The organism is Acidovorax sp. LjRoot74, from assembly GCF_964254355.1.
Classification (GTDB): domain Bacteria; phylum Pseudomonadota; class Gammaproteobacteria; order Burkholderiales; family Burkholderiaceae_C; genus Acidovorax.
This window is the reverse complement of record NZ_CAXUTI020000001.1, coordinates 712,873-725,176: the sequence shown is the minus strand read 5'-3', so window position 1 is coordinate 725,176 and position 12,304 is coordinate 712,873. Positions and strand designations below refer to the sequence as shown.

The window sequence follows — 12,304 nt, the reverse complement described above, 5'->3', positions numbered from 1 at the left end:
CAGCGACGAGCCTCAACCCCCAAACCGCCGCGCCGCAATCTCCAGCAGCCCGTCAAAAATCAGGTTGTCCACCAGCTCGAACGGCCGCGTCATGCTGGGTGCCATCTTCCAGCCTGCACCGCCGGTCATGATGCAGGCGGGCTCCTGGCCGCAGTGCTCTAGCAGGTGCTGGTACATGCGCTCCACGGCCCCCGCGATGGCATAGGTGCCGCCGCTGGTCAGAGCATCGCTGGTGTTGGTGGGGAAGGGGCGCACTTCGCCCGTGGGCACATGCAGGCCGGCGGTGCCGGTCTCCAGTGCACGCAGCATGATGCCGTGGCCGGGCAGGATCAGGCCGCCCATGAAGCGGCCTTCGGTGTCGATGCACTCCACCGTGACGGCCGTGCCGACCATCACCACCACCAGCGGCCGCGCGGGCCCGCGTGCCAGCACATGGTGGCGCGCGCCGATCATGGCCACCCAGCGGTCCGAACCCAGACGCGAGGGGTGGTCGTAACCGTTGGTCAGCCCCGCCTCCTGCGTCGAAGACACCACCCAGGACGGGGCCACGTCCCACAGCTCCATCTGTTCCTGCACGCGGCGCTTGACGGCATCTCCCGCCACCACGCAACCCAGCATGCGCGTCGGATGCGGCAGCGATGCCCAGCTGCCTTCAGCCAGGCGGTCGATGTGGTCAAGGAACTCGGCGCCATGCGCAATCAGCGCAGCCCCGGGGCGGGGAGCGTCGTACAACGCCCATTTGAGACGGGTGTTACCGACGTCGATGGCCAGAAAAGTCATGCGGCGGATTATCCCGAGTTTTGGAATCGGGGCTGATCCCGCCGAGACAGCCCCACAGCGGCCCGCACGGGAATGTGAAAAATCGTTTCACGCCCTCTGTCTGACACGGGCCCGCCCCCCATTGCCGCTACAGTGGTCTCTCCTTTTTCTGCAACCTCAGGAGGTACGACATGGGTCTTTTCAGTTTCATCAAGGAAGCCGGTGAAAAGCTGTTTGGCGGCAAGGATGCGCAGGCGGCCACCGCCGCCGCTCCCACACAGGATGAACTCAACGCCAAGGCGAGCAAGGCCATCGAGACCTACATCGCCGCCCAGAACCTGGGCGCCAGCAATGTGCAGGTGGCCTTTCAGGGCCCCGAAGGCAAGGTCACGGTGAAAGGCACCGCCCCCACCCAGGCTGCCAAGGAGAAGATCACCCTGTGCTGTGGCAACGTGGCCAGCGTGACCAGCGTCGAGAACCAGATGGAGGTCACCAACCCCGAGCCCGAAGCCCAGTACCACGACGTGGTGCGCGGCGACACGCTGAGCGCCATTGCCAAGAAGTTCTACGGCGACGCCAACAAGTACCCCGTGATCTTCGAGGCCAACAAGCCCATGCTGAGCCACCCCGACAAGATCTACCCAGGCCAGAAGCTGCGCATCCCTGGATTGAAGTAAGCCCCTGAGCCGCTGCGCGTCTTCCCCCAAGGGGGACGCACCCAGTGGCCCGGCAAAGCCGGTTCCACGGGTGCACTGGCTGGGGGCGGGGGTGGTGCGAAAGCCTGTGGGAACGGGGCTGCAACGAAGGCAGTCCCCTTGACGCCGCAAGGCAGATTTCAAGCCAAAATAGCTGTTATCGCTTGATAGAGAAGCGCTGGCAGCTATTTTTTTAGGAGCATTAACTCTGTTTCCACGGCAGGCCGTGGAAGCGCCAGCCGCCTCGCTGGCTGCGGTGGCCCTCTGCGTCGGGGTCGCCCTCGAAGCCTTCGAGGATGTTGTAGGCGGTGAGGCCCAGCTCGGTCGCGCGGCGCGCAGCGGCGATGGAGCGCACGCCGCTGCGGCACAGCAGCACCGCAGGCGTGCCAGCAGGCACGGCGGCGCGCATCTGGGCATCAAAGTCGGCATTCATCGCCATGCCTGGCCACTGTTTCCACGCCACGGCGGCAGTACCGGGCACCCGGCCCACCCACTCGCGCTCGGCGTCGCTGCGCACATCCACCAGCACGGCCTGCCCGGCCTGCACCCACTGCCAGGCCTGCTGGGGCGTGATGTCACCGGCATAGCCGTCGGCGGGGGTCACGGATGGGGAAGTGGTCATTCCAGAGTCCTCTTGGTCATTGCAATTCAGTTCGTTCACTCAGTGCGAAGCACCGCCGCAACGGGCGCCTACTCCCACAGAGGCGCAGGCTCATCCCGCAAGCGGTTGCGCAGCTGCGCATAGTCGGGCACCACGGTGGCCACGGTGTCCCAGAAGCGGGGGCTGTGGTCCATCACGCGCAGGTGGGCCAGCTCGTGCGCCACCACGTAGTCGATGATGGCCGGGCGGTAGTGCAGCAACCGCCAGTTCAGGCGGATGGAGCCATCGGCCTTGGCGCTGCCCCAGCGGGTGTTGGCGCTCGACAGCCGCAGGCTGGCCCAGCGCACGCCCAGGAGCGGGGCAAAGTGGTCCAGCCGCTCGGTGAAGTGGCGTCGCGCGTCGCGCATCAGCCAGGCCTGCACGGCGTCGCGGATCTGCGCGGGGCTGGCGCTGTGGGGCAGGCCGATGTGCAGGCTGTCGCCCTGCCCTGCCGCCATCACCAGCGCCCCGCCCTTGCCCGCAAAACCGTGGCTCGGGTCCAGCACCACCGTCAAGGGCTCGCCCAGGTAGGGCAACACGGCGCCATGGGCCCACACAATGCGGCCGCCTTCCATGCGCTGCTGGCGCTCGCGCGCTTCGCCCAGCTTGCGCAGGATCCAGTCGGACTTCTCGCGCAGCGCAGAATCCACTGCGCCCAGCGTGACCCAGCTGGGGGCGCGCACCGACAGGCCATCGGCCCCCACCGTGAACCCGATGCTGCGGCGCCGCGCGCGCTGCAGTGCATAGGCCACGACGGCATCGCCCAGCAGCAGCTCGCGGTTGGCCTGCGGGTGGCGGAATTCGGCGGGGGACAGCAGGGAAGGCAGCGGCACCGCCGGAGGCGCCGGGATGGAGGGGCGGTTTACTATTGTTTTAGGAGCTGCCAGCGCTTGCCCATCAGGCGCAGAGGGCATTTTTGGCCTGGTATCTGACACGCCCGCAGCCGGGGCCACGGGCACAGGCGCCGCAGCGGGTGGCGGGTCGAACAGATCCAGCGCCAGTTGCACAAGCCGCTGCATCACGGTGGGCTTACTTCCCGCTTGGGGCGGCCCCATGGGCCGCAGGGGCGGCGGGGGTTGCCGGATAGGCCCCGGGGTCCAGGCGGTGCATTTCTGCTTCGATCCAGGCCTCCACCTCGCGCATCAGTTCATCGGGCTCGCGGCCGACGCTGGAAATAGGCTGGCCAATCGACACCTCGACCACACCCGGCCGCTTGACGAAGGCCTTGCGTGGCCAGACCTTGGCCGAGGTGACGGCAATCGGCACCACGGGCGCGCCCGTGTCGATGGCCAGGCGCGTGCCACCGGTTTTGTACTGGCCCTTCTGCCCACGCGCGATGCGCGTGCCCTCAGGGAACATGATGATCCAGATGCCCTTGGCCAGCAGGTCCTTGCCCTGCTGCACCACCTTGTTGAAGGCCTGGGTGCGCTGGCTGCGGTCGATGTGGATCATGTCCAGCCGCCCGATGGCCCAGCCGAAGAAGGGCACATAGAGCAGCTCCTTCTTGAACACATAGGCCAGGGGGTGCGGCATGATCGTCGGCATCAGGAAGGTCTCGAACGTGGACTGGTGCTTGACCAGCAGCACCGCCCCGGCGTTCTCGCCCTGGGGCAGGTGCTCCATGCCGGTGATCTCCACCCGGATACCCAGGATCACCCGCGCACCGCTGATGCACAGCGACAGCCAAGCCCGCGCGATGCGGTACAGCGGCAGGCCGCGCACACCGAGCAAGGTGCCCAGCATGATGGCCAGGGCGTAAGGCACCACGGTGATGCCCATCCAGAGAAGGTGAATGACGGAACGAAGAAAGGCCATTTTTGATGGTGTTTTAGGCCGCTACCGCCTGTCCATCAAGCGATTACAGCTATTGAATTGATAGTATCAGGAGGCCAGGCCACCCACGGCAGGCAGAGGCGTGGCCGCAAGCGGTGGCGCCGTGGCAGGCACCGCAGGCAACAGCTGGTCCACAAAATCCCCCAGGCTGGCATGCACACGCAGGCCTGGCGGCAGCCCTGTGGGCAGGGGCCCCACCGGGTGCAGCTGCGCCGACTGCCCCGTGCACACCAGGTGCAGCTGCGCGCCCAGTGCGGCACCCGCCTGCAGGTGCGCCACACAGCTGCCCACCACCTGCACGTCGTGGCGCTCCACGCCGTAGCGGTCGCTGATCTGCTCCAGCAGACCCGGTGCAGGTTTGCGGCAGGTGCATTCTTCGTCGGCCGCGTGGGGGCAGTAGAAAACGGCGTCGATGCGCCCGCCCACGGCCGCCACCTGCCGGTGCATCTTGGCGTGGATGGCGTTGAGCGCCACCACGTCAAACAGCCCGCGCCCCAGCCCCGGCTGGTTGGTGGCCACCACCACATGCCAGCCCGCGTGATTGAGCCGCGCAATGGCTTCGAGTGCACCGGGCACGGCCGTCCACTCGTCGGCCGAGGTGATGTAGTCCTCCCCCAGCGGGTTGAGGGTGCCGTCGCGGTCCAGGATGACGAGTTTCATAGGAGGGGGTGCCTTGTGGAAACAGACCGCCAGCCTATCAGCCCCGGGATCACACCGCCAGACGCGAGAGGTCGGCCACGCGGTTCATCGCGTTGTGCAGCATTTTGAGCAGGCCCAGGCGGTTCATACGCACATCCAGCTGTTCGGCGTTGACCATCACGTCGTCAAAAAACGCATCCACCGGCGCGCGCAGCACGGCCAGGGTCTGCAGGCTGGCGGTGTAGTCGCCCGCGTCGAACTGCGCATTGGCCTCGGGCACAAAACGCTGCAGGGCGGCAAACAGGTCCTGCTCGGCCTTTTCCTGCAGCAGCTCAGGGTTGACATGGGCATCCACCGGGCCTTCGACCTCGGCCTTTTTCAGGATGTTGCCCACGCGCTTGTTGGCTGCGGCCAGGGCCGGGCTTTCGGGCAAGGCGGCGAAGGCGCGCACTGCGGCAAGCTGCTTTTCGACCAGGGCCAGGCGCTGTGGGCGCAGGGCCAGCACGGCGTCCACTTCCTGGGCACTGTAGCCTTGCTCGCGCAGGCTGCCAGCGAGGCGGTCGTAGATGAAGTCAGCGAGTTGCGCCGATGCATCGGTGATCTTGTCGCCAAACGCAGGCACGGCACCGGCCAACAGTGCGTTCAAGTCCAGTGGCAAATCCTTCTCGACCAGCATGCGGATCACGCCCAGCGCATGGCGGCGCAGCGCAAACGGGTCGCGATCGCCCGTGGGCAGGTTGCCGATGCCGAACATGCCGACCAGGGTTTCGAGCTTGTCGGCCAGGGCCACCACCACGCCCGCCGTGTTGCGGGGCAGCGCATCGCCCGCAAAGCGCGGCTTGTAGTGGTCTTCAATCGCGTTTGCCACGGTCTCGCCCAGGCCGTCGTTCAGGGCGTAGTAGCCGCCCATGATGCCCTGCAGCTCGGGGAACTCGCCCACCATGTCAGTCACGAGGTCCGTCTTGGCCAGTTGCGCGGCCAGGTCGGCGTCCTGCACCAGTTGCGCATCTCCCAGCTGGGACGCAATCGCCTTGGCAATGGCGCGCACGCGCTCCACGCGCTCGCCCTGCGTGCCCAGCTTGTTGTGGTACACGACCTTGCCCAGGCCTTCGACGCGCGAGGCCAGAGTCTTCTTGCGGTCCTGATCGAAGAAGAACTTGGCGTCGGCCAGGCGCGGGCGCACCACGCGCTCGTTGCCGCCGGTCACAAAGATCGTGTCTTCGGGGCTGATGTTGCTGACCACCAGGAATTTGTTGGTGAGCTTGCCAGCAGCGTCCAGCAGCGGGAAGTACTTCTGGTTGGCCTTCATCGTGAGGATGAGGCACTCCTGCGGCACACCCAGGAACTGCTCTTCAAACTGGCAGATGACGACGTTCGGGCGCTCGACCAGCGCGGTCACTTCGTCCAGCAGGGCTTCGTCTTCGATGGGGCGAGCGCCGTTGCCGACCTTGGCAGCGGCAGCGGCCAACTGGCGGGCGATCTCGGCCTTGCGCTCGGCAAAGCTGGCGATCACGGCGCCGTCCTTGCGCAGCGTGGCGGCGTAGCTGTCGGCGTCCTGCAGCACCACGGGCGACACAACGGCTTCAAAACGGTGGCCTTGGGTGCTGTTGCCAGCCGTCAGGCCCAGTGCCTTCACGGCCACCACGGTGCTGCCGTGCAGCGCCACCAGGCCGTGCGCGGGGCGCACAAAGTTCACGCTGGTCCAGCCGGGCAGCTCACAGTCGGTTTCAAGCTGGTAGCTCATCACCTTGGGGATGGGCAGCTTGGCGATGGCTTCATTCAAGGCGAACTCAAGCCCAACCTGCAGTGTTCCGCCAATTGCGATGCCACGCAGATAAACCGCATCCGCCTTGCCGTCGCTTTGCACAACGAGACTGTCGGGGCCATCCACAGCGTTCGGCCACAAGTCAGCCAAGTGTGCTCGCCCCTCATTCGCAAGCTTCTTCCTCAGTGCATCAGTCGGCTTGCCGTCCTTAATGGCAACAGCGACCGGCATGAGCTTCACCAAAACATCTTTATCCGCGGCACGCTCCAACACATTGGTTACGTGGGCAGCCAATCTGCGGGGCGAAGCAAAAAAAGTAACTACCGAATCGGCAGCTGTCAGTCCACGAACTTTCAGCTGATCAAAAAGTACGTTTGCGAACGCATTGCCCAGCTTCTGCAATGCCTTGGGCGGCAGTTCTTCGACAAACAGTTCAACGAGAAGGTTTTGGGTTGTCATCGTCATTTCTCTCACGCAGCCTTCTTCGTCATCTGTTCCACCCACTCGCGCGGCGCCATGGGGAAGCCCAGACGCTCGCGGCTCTCGTAGTAGCTCTGCGCCACAGCACGCGCCAGGTTGCGGATGCGGCCGATGTAGGCAGCGCGTTCGGTCACGCTGATCGCGCCGCGCGCATCCAGCAGGTTGAAGCTGTGTGCGGCCTTGAGCACTTGCTCGTAGGCGGGCAGCGCGAGCTGCTGCTCCATCAGGTACTTGGCCTGCTTTTCGTGCGCGTTGAAGGCGGTGAACAAAAAGTCCGCGTCGCTGTGCTCGAAGTTGTAGGTGGACTGCTCCACCTCGTTTTGCTTGTACACGTCGCCGTAGCTCAGCGTGTCGGTCCACTTGAGGTTGTAGACGTTGTCCACGCCCTGCAGGTACATGGCCAGGCGCTCCAGGCCGTAGGTGATCTCGCCGGTGGCGGGCTTGCAGTCGATGCCACCAACCTGCTGGAAGTAAGTGAACTGCGTGACTTCCATGCCGTTGAGCCACACCTCCCAGCCCAGACCCCAGGCGCCGAGCGTGGGGTTCTCCCAGTCGTCTTCCACAAAGCGGATGTCGTTCTTTTTCAGGTCAAAGCCGAGGGCTTCGAGCGAGCCCAGGTACAGCTCCAGGATGTTGGCCGGTGCGGGCTTGAGCACCACCTGGTACTGGTAGTAGTGCTGCAGGCGGTTGGGGTTCTCGCCGTAACGGCCGTCCTTGGGGCGGCGGCTGGGCTGCACGTAGGCGGCCTTCCACGGCTCGGGGCCGATGGCGCGCAGGAAGGTGGCGGTGTGCGAGGTGCCGGCGCCCACTTCCATGTCATAGGGTTGCAAAAGGGCGCAACCCTGCGCGTCCCAGTAGGACTGCAGCTTCAAAATGATTTGCTGGAATGTCAACATGGCGTCTGTGGCTGAGGCACTGGCAAGCCAGGGCCGGGCAAATAAGGGGAAAAGAAGAAAACGCGGTGCGTGAGCAAACCCCAGGGCCCGCCGCCCCACAAGGCAATCAGGACGGGCATCGCGCGCGCAAACCGGTGATTTTACGGCGCCCCGCCGCGTGTGCTGCGACAGCGCCCACAACATCGGCCCGCACCCATGAAAAAAGGCCGGAGCCCTTTTGGAGCCCCAGCCTTCCCAACCAGTCACGCGCGCTATAAGCCGGTGCGTACCAGTGACCACCTTTGCGGGTAGCCTGTCGGTGCACGTGTTGTGCACCAAGTCAAATCAACTCACGATCCATCACACTGGCCCACAGCGCCACCACGAGGCGCTGCCTGGGCCAGTGCCCCCGCGCAAGGGCCGCCCCGCCGCGCTGGGGGCGTCACCCTTCAGGGGGAAGGCGCAAAGCGCCTCAGGGGGTCTTCTCAATACTCCCAGAAAATGCGTTGCAGTTCTTTGCTGTCGTTGGTCTTGGTCAAAGCGACCATGGCCAGGATGCGGGCCTTTTGGGGGCGCAGGTCATGGGCAACGACCCAGTCGTACTTGTCGTCAGGCTGCTCGGCATTGCGCAGCACAAAACCGTCGGGCACGCGGGCCGAACGGATGATCTGCACGCCCGAGGCGCGCAGGGCCTTGAGCGAATCGACCGCTTGCGCAGCCACCGAGCCGTTGCCCGTGCCAGCATGGATCAGCGCCTTCACGCCCGCCTTGCCATAGGCTTCGATGCCCGTGGTGTTCATGTTGCCGTAGCCATAGACGATGTCCACTGCGGGCAGGGCCTTGATGTCGTCGATGTTGAACTCGGACTGGGCCGTGTGGCGCTTGACCGGGGCGCGGAACCAGTAGTTCTTGCCTTCCACCACCATGCCCAGCGGGCCCCACTGGCTCTTGAAGGCCTCGGTCTTGATGTTGATGGTCTTGCTCACATCGCGGCCGCTCTGGATCTCGTCGTTCATCGTGACCAGCACGCCCTTGCCAGCAGCGTCCTTGCTGGCGGCCACGGTCACGGCGTCGTACAGGTTCAGCGCACCATCGGCCGACAGGGCCGTGCCGGGGCGCATGGAGCCGACCACCACGATGGGCTTGTTGGTGCGGACCACCAGGTTGAGGAAGTACGCGGTTTCTTCCAGCGTGTCCGTGCCGTGGGTGATGACGATGCCGTCCACATCCGCCTGCTTGGTCAGGGCCGATACGCGCTGGCCGAGGCGCAGCAGGTGCTCGTTCGTGAAGCTCTCGGACGCGATCTGGAACACCTGCTCACCCGACACCTTGGCCACATTGGCCAGCTCGGGCAGGCCTGCCAGCAGCTTATCGACCGGCACCTTGGCGGCGGCGTAGGTGGCGCTGTTGGCCGCCGAGGCGCCCGCACCGGCAATGGTGCCCCCCGTGGCCAGCACGACCACATGGGGCTTGGCCGCCTGGGCCATGGCCACCGTGGACAGAGCCGAGAGCACCACGCCCGCAAACCAGCGGCGCGTGATGGACGAGGAAGAATCAGAAAAAAATCGCATGGTTGTGTCTCCGGGTCATTCTTCGGGCACAGCGGGGTGTGCTGCGTCCTGCTGCCGTCCGGCCCCGGTGTGCGGGTGTCGGGCGGTGCGGCATCCTATGAGAAATCCACGCACAGCCAAGTGGAATAATTGGCGTCACCTTGTGAATTTGATTCACACCCTCTTTTTGGGCATTCCCATGAACCTGCGCCAGCTCGAAGTGTTCCAGGCCGTTTTGCAGACCGGCAGCATGAGCGCGGCGGGCCGCCTGCTGTGCATCACCCCATCGGCCGTGAGCAAGGCCGTGGCCCACACCGAGCTGCAGCTGGGCTACCGGCTGTTCAACCGCACGCCCGCAGGCCTCACGCCCACGCCCGAAGCGCAGGTGCTGGCTGTGGAGTCGGGCAGCCTCCACCGCCAGCTGGACGCGCTGCAGCGCACGGCGCGCAACCTGGCCACCACCGAGCTGGGCGATGTGCGACTGGCGGCCATTCCGTCCATCACCCATGAGTTTTTGCCCACGCTGCTGCACCGCCATGCGCAAAAACACCCGCAGGTGGGCGTGGAGGTGCGCACCATCCACCAGGACCAGATGACGCAGGCGCTGCTCACGCGCAGCGTGGACTTTGGGCTGGGGTTTTTCAAGCATCCGCACCCACAGGTACACAGCGAGCTGCTGGTCAGCGGCCGCCTGTCGCTGGCGGTGGCCCGCACCGTGTGGGACCGCGCCCCGCGCGCCGCCAGCACGGCCGCGCGGCTGGCGCAGGTGCCCGCCATCCGGCTGGTGGGCGACGACCCCATGCGCCAGTCCATCGACCACACGGCCGACCGCCTGGGCACACCGGGGGGGCCGGGCATCCAGGTGCAGACATCGCGCCTGGCGCTGGAGCTGGTGCGGCTGGGCATGGGCTGGACGGTGGTGGACTTCCTCACGGCCATCCGCCTGGACCCCGCCCACATGGTGGCGGTGGAGCTGCCCGACCTGCCGCCCATGTCGCTGTACAGCTACCACGCAGGCAGCCACCCGCCGGGCCTGCAGGCCACACGCATGCTGGCCATGCTGCCAGCGCTGCTGCACGAGGCGCTGTCGCCCCGGCCGCGCAAGTAACCCGCTCCATATGACAAAACCCGCCACCGCTGTGCGCGGGGGCGGGTCTGGCGGCAGCGGAACCGGCGAAAAAACCGATCAGGCGCCCATCCAGCGGCGCAGCACCAGGCTGGCATTGGTACCGCCAAAGCCGAAGCTGTTGGACAACACCGTCGTCAGGTTGGCATCACGCGTTTGTGTGACCAGGGGCATGGAGCCCAGTGCGGGGTCGGGTGTTTCCACATTGGCCGAACCGGCAATGAAGCCCTTGTTCAGCATGATCATGCAGTAGATCGCCTCTTGCACACCGGTCGCACCCAGCGAGTGGCCGGTGAGCGACTTGGTGGACGAGAACGGCGGCACCTGGTCGCCAAACAACGCCTTCATGGCGCGCACTTCCTGCATGTCCCCCACGGGCGTGGAAGTGCCGTGCGTGTTGATGTAGTCGATGGGCGCATCCAGACCGTCCATCGCCTGCTGCATGCACGCAATGGCGCCATCGCCCGAGGGGGCCACCATGTCTTCGCCATCACTGGTGGCGCCAAAGCCCACCACTTCGGCCAGGATGGTGGCGCCGCGCGCCAGCGCGTGCTCCAGGCTCTCCAGCACCACGGCGCCGCCGCCGCCCGCGATCACGAAGCCATCGCGGTTCGCGTCGTAGGCGCGCGAGGCCTTCTCGGGCGTTTCGTTGTACTTGCTGGACATGGCGCCCATGCCGTCGAACAGCAGCGACATGCCCCAGCTCAGCTCTTCGCCCCCACCCGCAAACATCACGTCCTGCACGCCCCAGGCGATCTGCTGCGCCGCAGCGCCGATGCAGTGCGCCGACGTGGAGCAGGCCGAGGTGATGGAGTAGTTGATGCCCTTGACTTTGAAATTGGTAGCCAGGCAGGCGGACACGGTGGAACTCATGCAGCGCGTGACCTGGTACGGCCCTACGCGGCGGATGCCCTTCTCGCGCAGCGTGTCGGCCGCTTCGATCTGGTTGGCGGGCGAGCCACCGCCCGAGCCCATGATGAGGCCGGTGCGCGGGTGGCTGACCTGTTCTGGCGTCAGTCCTGCTTGTTGGATGGCGTCTTCCAGCGCAATCTGCGCATAGGCCGCAGCGTCACCCATGAAGCGCAGCTGCTTGCGGTCGATGCGCGCTTCGATGTCGATCTCGGGCGCGCCGCCCACTTGGCTGCGCAGGCCCAGCTCCTTGAACTTTTCCACGGCCTTGATGCCGCTCTTGCTGGCCCGCAGCGAGGCTTCCACCGTGGCCAGGTCGTTGCCGATGCACGAGACAATGCCCGCACCGGTGATGACTACGCGCTTTTTGGTCGTCATGCTGCGTCCTTGTCGTCGCCCTCGCGCTTGAACAGGCCCACGCGCAGGTCGTTGGCCACATAGATTTCCTTGCCGTCGGCCAGCAGGCGGGCGTCGCCGATGGCCATGACCAGCTTGCGCTTGATCACGCGCTTGATGTCGATTTCGTAGGTGACCAGCTTCACATCCGGGCCCACTTCGCCGGTGAACTTGACCTCGCCCGCGCCCAGTGCGCGGCCCCGGCCTGGCAGCTTGAGCCAGGTCAGGTAGAAGCCGATGAGCTGCCACATGGCATCCAGCCCCAGACAGCCGGGCATGACCGGGTCGCCCTGGAAGTGGCAGGCAAAAAACCACAGGTCGGGCTTGACGTCGAGTTCGGCCCGGATCTTCCCCAGCCCGTGCGCGCCACCATCGCCGTCGATGTGCGTGATGCGGTCAAACATCAGCATGGGTGGCAGCGGCAGACGCCCGCTGTCAGCGCCGAACAGCCGGCCCTCGCCCGAGGCGATCAGTTGTTCGTAGGAAAAGGAATCAGCCATCTTCAGTCGTGCTCCAGAACGGCGGTGGGCCCGCCTCAAATCGTCGTTGTACGCAACACAAGCCCCCGCTTGCGGGGCTCTATTATCAAGGCATAGGGAGTCGCCTCTAAAGAAGCGATTGTCCAGCCCCCTCGCAG

General features: G+C 65.7%; 12 protein-coding genes. 2 read left to right on the top strand and 10 right to left on the bottom strand.

From position 1 onward, the window contains the following. Positions 1-12 precede the first annotated feature (12 nt). A complete protein-coding gene (locus tag ACSQ3O_RS03390) occupies positions 13-780 on the bottom strand; it encodes a type III pantothenate kinase (protein WP_436137855.1) in 768 nt (255 codons plus the stop codon). 170 nt (positions 781-950) lie between these two features. Here ACSQ3O_RS03390 and lysM point away from each other — a divergent pair, with 170 nt between their 5' ends. Further along, entirely contained in the window at positions 951-1,436 is a 486-nt protein-coding gene (gene lysM / locus ACSQ3O_RS03385; protein ID WP_298458823.1) for a peptidoglycan-binding protein LysM, read from the top strand. A 220-nt stretch (positions 1,437-1,656) separates the two neighbouring features. On the opposite strand, the gene ACSQ3O_RS03380 is transcribed toward lysM, so the two are convergent. The 7 genes from ACSQ3O_RS03380 to ACSQ3O_RS03350 all read right to left on the bottom strand — a co-directional run bounded on the left by ACSQ3O_RS03380 (position 1,657) and on the right by ACSQ3O_RS03350 (position 9,173). After that, positions 1,657-2,076: a rhodanese-like domain-containing protein gene (locus ACSQ3O_RS03380; RefSeq protein WP_436137854.1), complete on the bottom strand. Its 420-nt coding sequence runs from the start codon at positions 2,074-2,076 to the stop codon at positions 1,657-1,659. A gap of 68 nt (positions 2,077-2,144) precedes the next feature. Then, positions 2,145-3,113, bottom strand: a complete 969-nt coding sequence (locus ACSQ3O_RS03375) for a M48 family metallopeptidase (protein WP_436137853.1) — start codon at positions 3,111-3,113, stop codon at positions 2,145-2,147. A 10-nt stretch (positions 3,114-3,123) separates the two neighbouring features. Then, entirely contained in the window at positions 3,124-3,909 is a 786-nt protein-coding gene (locus ACSQ3O_RS03370; protein WP_436137852.1) for a lysophospholipid acyltransferase family protein, read from the bottom strand. A 66-nt stretch (positions 3,910-3,975) separates the two neighbouring features. Then, positions 3,976-4,587, bottom strand: a complete 612-nt coding sequence (gene gmhB / locus ACSQ3O_RS03365) for a D-glycero-beta-D-manno-heptose 1,7-bisphosphate 7-phosphatase (protein ID WP_298458833.1) — start codon at positions 4,585-4,587, stop codon at positions 3,976-3,978. 49 nt (positions 4,588-4,636) lie between these two features. Then, on the bottom strand, positions 4,637-6,790 hold the full coding sequence (glyS, locus tag ACSQ3O_RS03360) for a glycine--tRNA ligase subunit beta (RefSeq protein ID WP_436137851.1): 2,154 nt from the start codon (positions 6,788-6,790) through the stop codon (positions 4,637-4,639). Between the two features lie 11 nt (positions 6,791-6,801). Next, on the bottom strand, positions 6,802-7,707 hold the full coding sequence (glyQ, locus tag ACSQ3O_RS03355; RefSeq protein WP_010462637.1) for a glycine--tRNA ligase subunit alpha: 906 nt from the start codon (positions 7,705-7,707) through the stop codon (positions 6,802-6,804). A gap of 464 nt (positions 7,708-8,171) precedes the next feature. Next, the gene (locus tag ACSQ3O_RS03350; RefSeq protein ID WP_436141066.1) at positions 8,172-9,173 is read right to left on the bottom strand and encodes a type II asparaginase; all 1,002 of its coding nucleotides are present in this window, start codon (positions 9,171-9,173) and stop codon (positions 8,172-8,174) included. Between the two features lie 262 nt (positions 9,174-9,435). Here ACSQ3O_RS03350 and ACSQ3O_RS03345 point away from each other — a divergent pair, with 262 nt between their 5' ends. Then, a complete protein-coding gene (locus ACSQ3O_RS03345; RefSeq protein WP_436137850.1) occupies positions 9,436-10,344 on the top strand; it encodes a LysR family transcriptional regulator in 909 nt (302 codons plus the stop codon). Positions 10,345-10,422: 78 nt separating this feature from the next. On the opposite strand, the gene fabB is transcribed toward ACSQ3O_RS03345, so the two are convergent. Further along, on the bottom strand, positions 10,423-11,649 hold the full coding sequence (gene fabB / locus ACSQ3O_RS03340; protein WP_137747059.1) for a beta-ketoacyl-ACP synthase I: 1,227 nt from the start codon (positions 11,647-11,649) through the stop codon (positions 10,423-10,425). Continuing rightward, the gene (gene fabA, locus ACSQ3O_RS03335; protein WP_137747060.1) at positions 11,646-12,167 is read right to left on the bottom strand and encodes a 3-hydroxyacyl-[acyl-carrier-protein] dehydratase FabA; all 522 of its coding nucleotides are present in this window, start codon (positions 12,165-12,167) and stop codon (positions 11,646-11,648) included. Before fabA ends, fabB begins: the two co-directional genes overlap by 4 nt. Positions 12,168-12,304 lie beyond the last annotated feature (137 nt).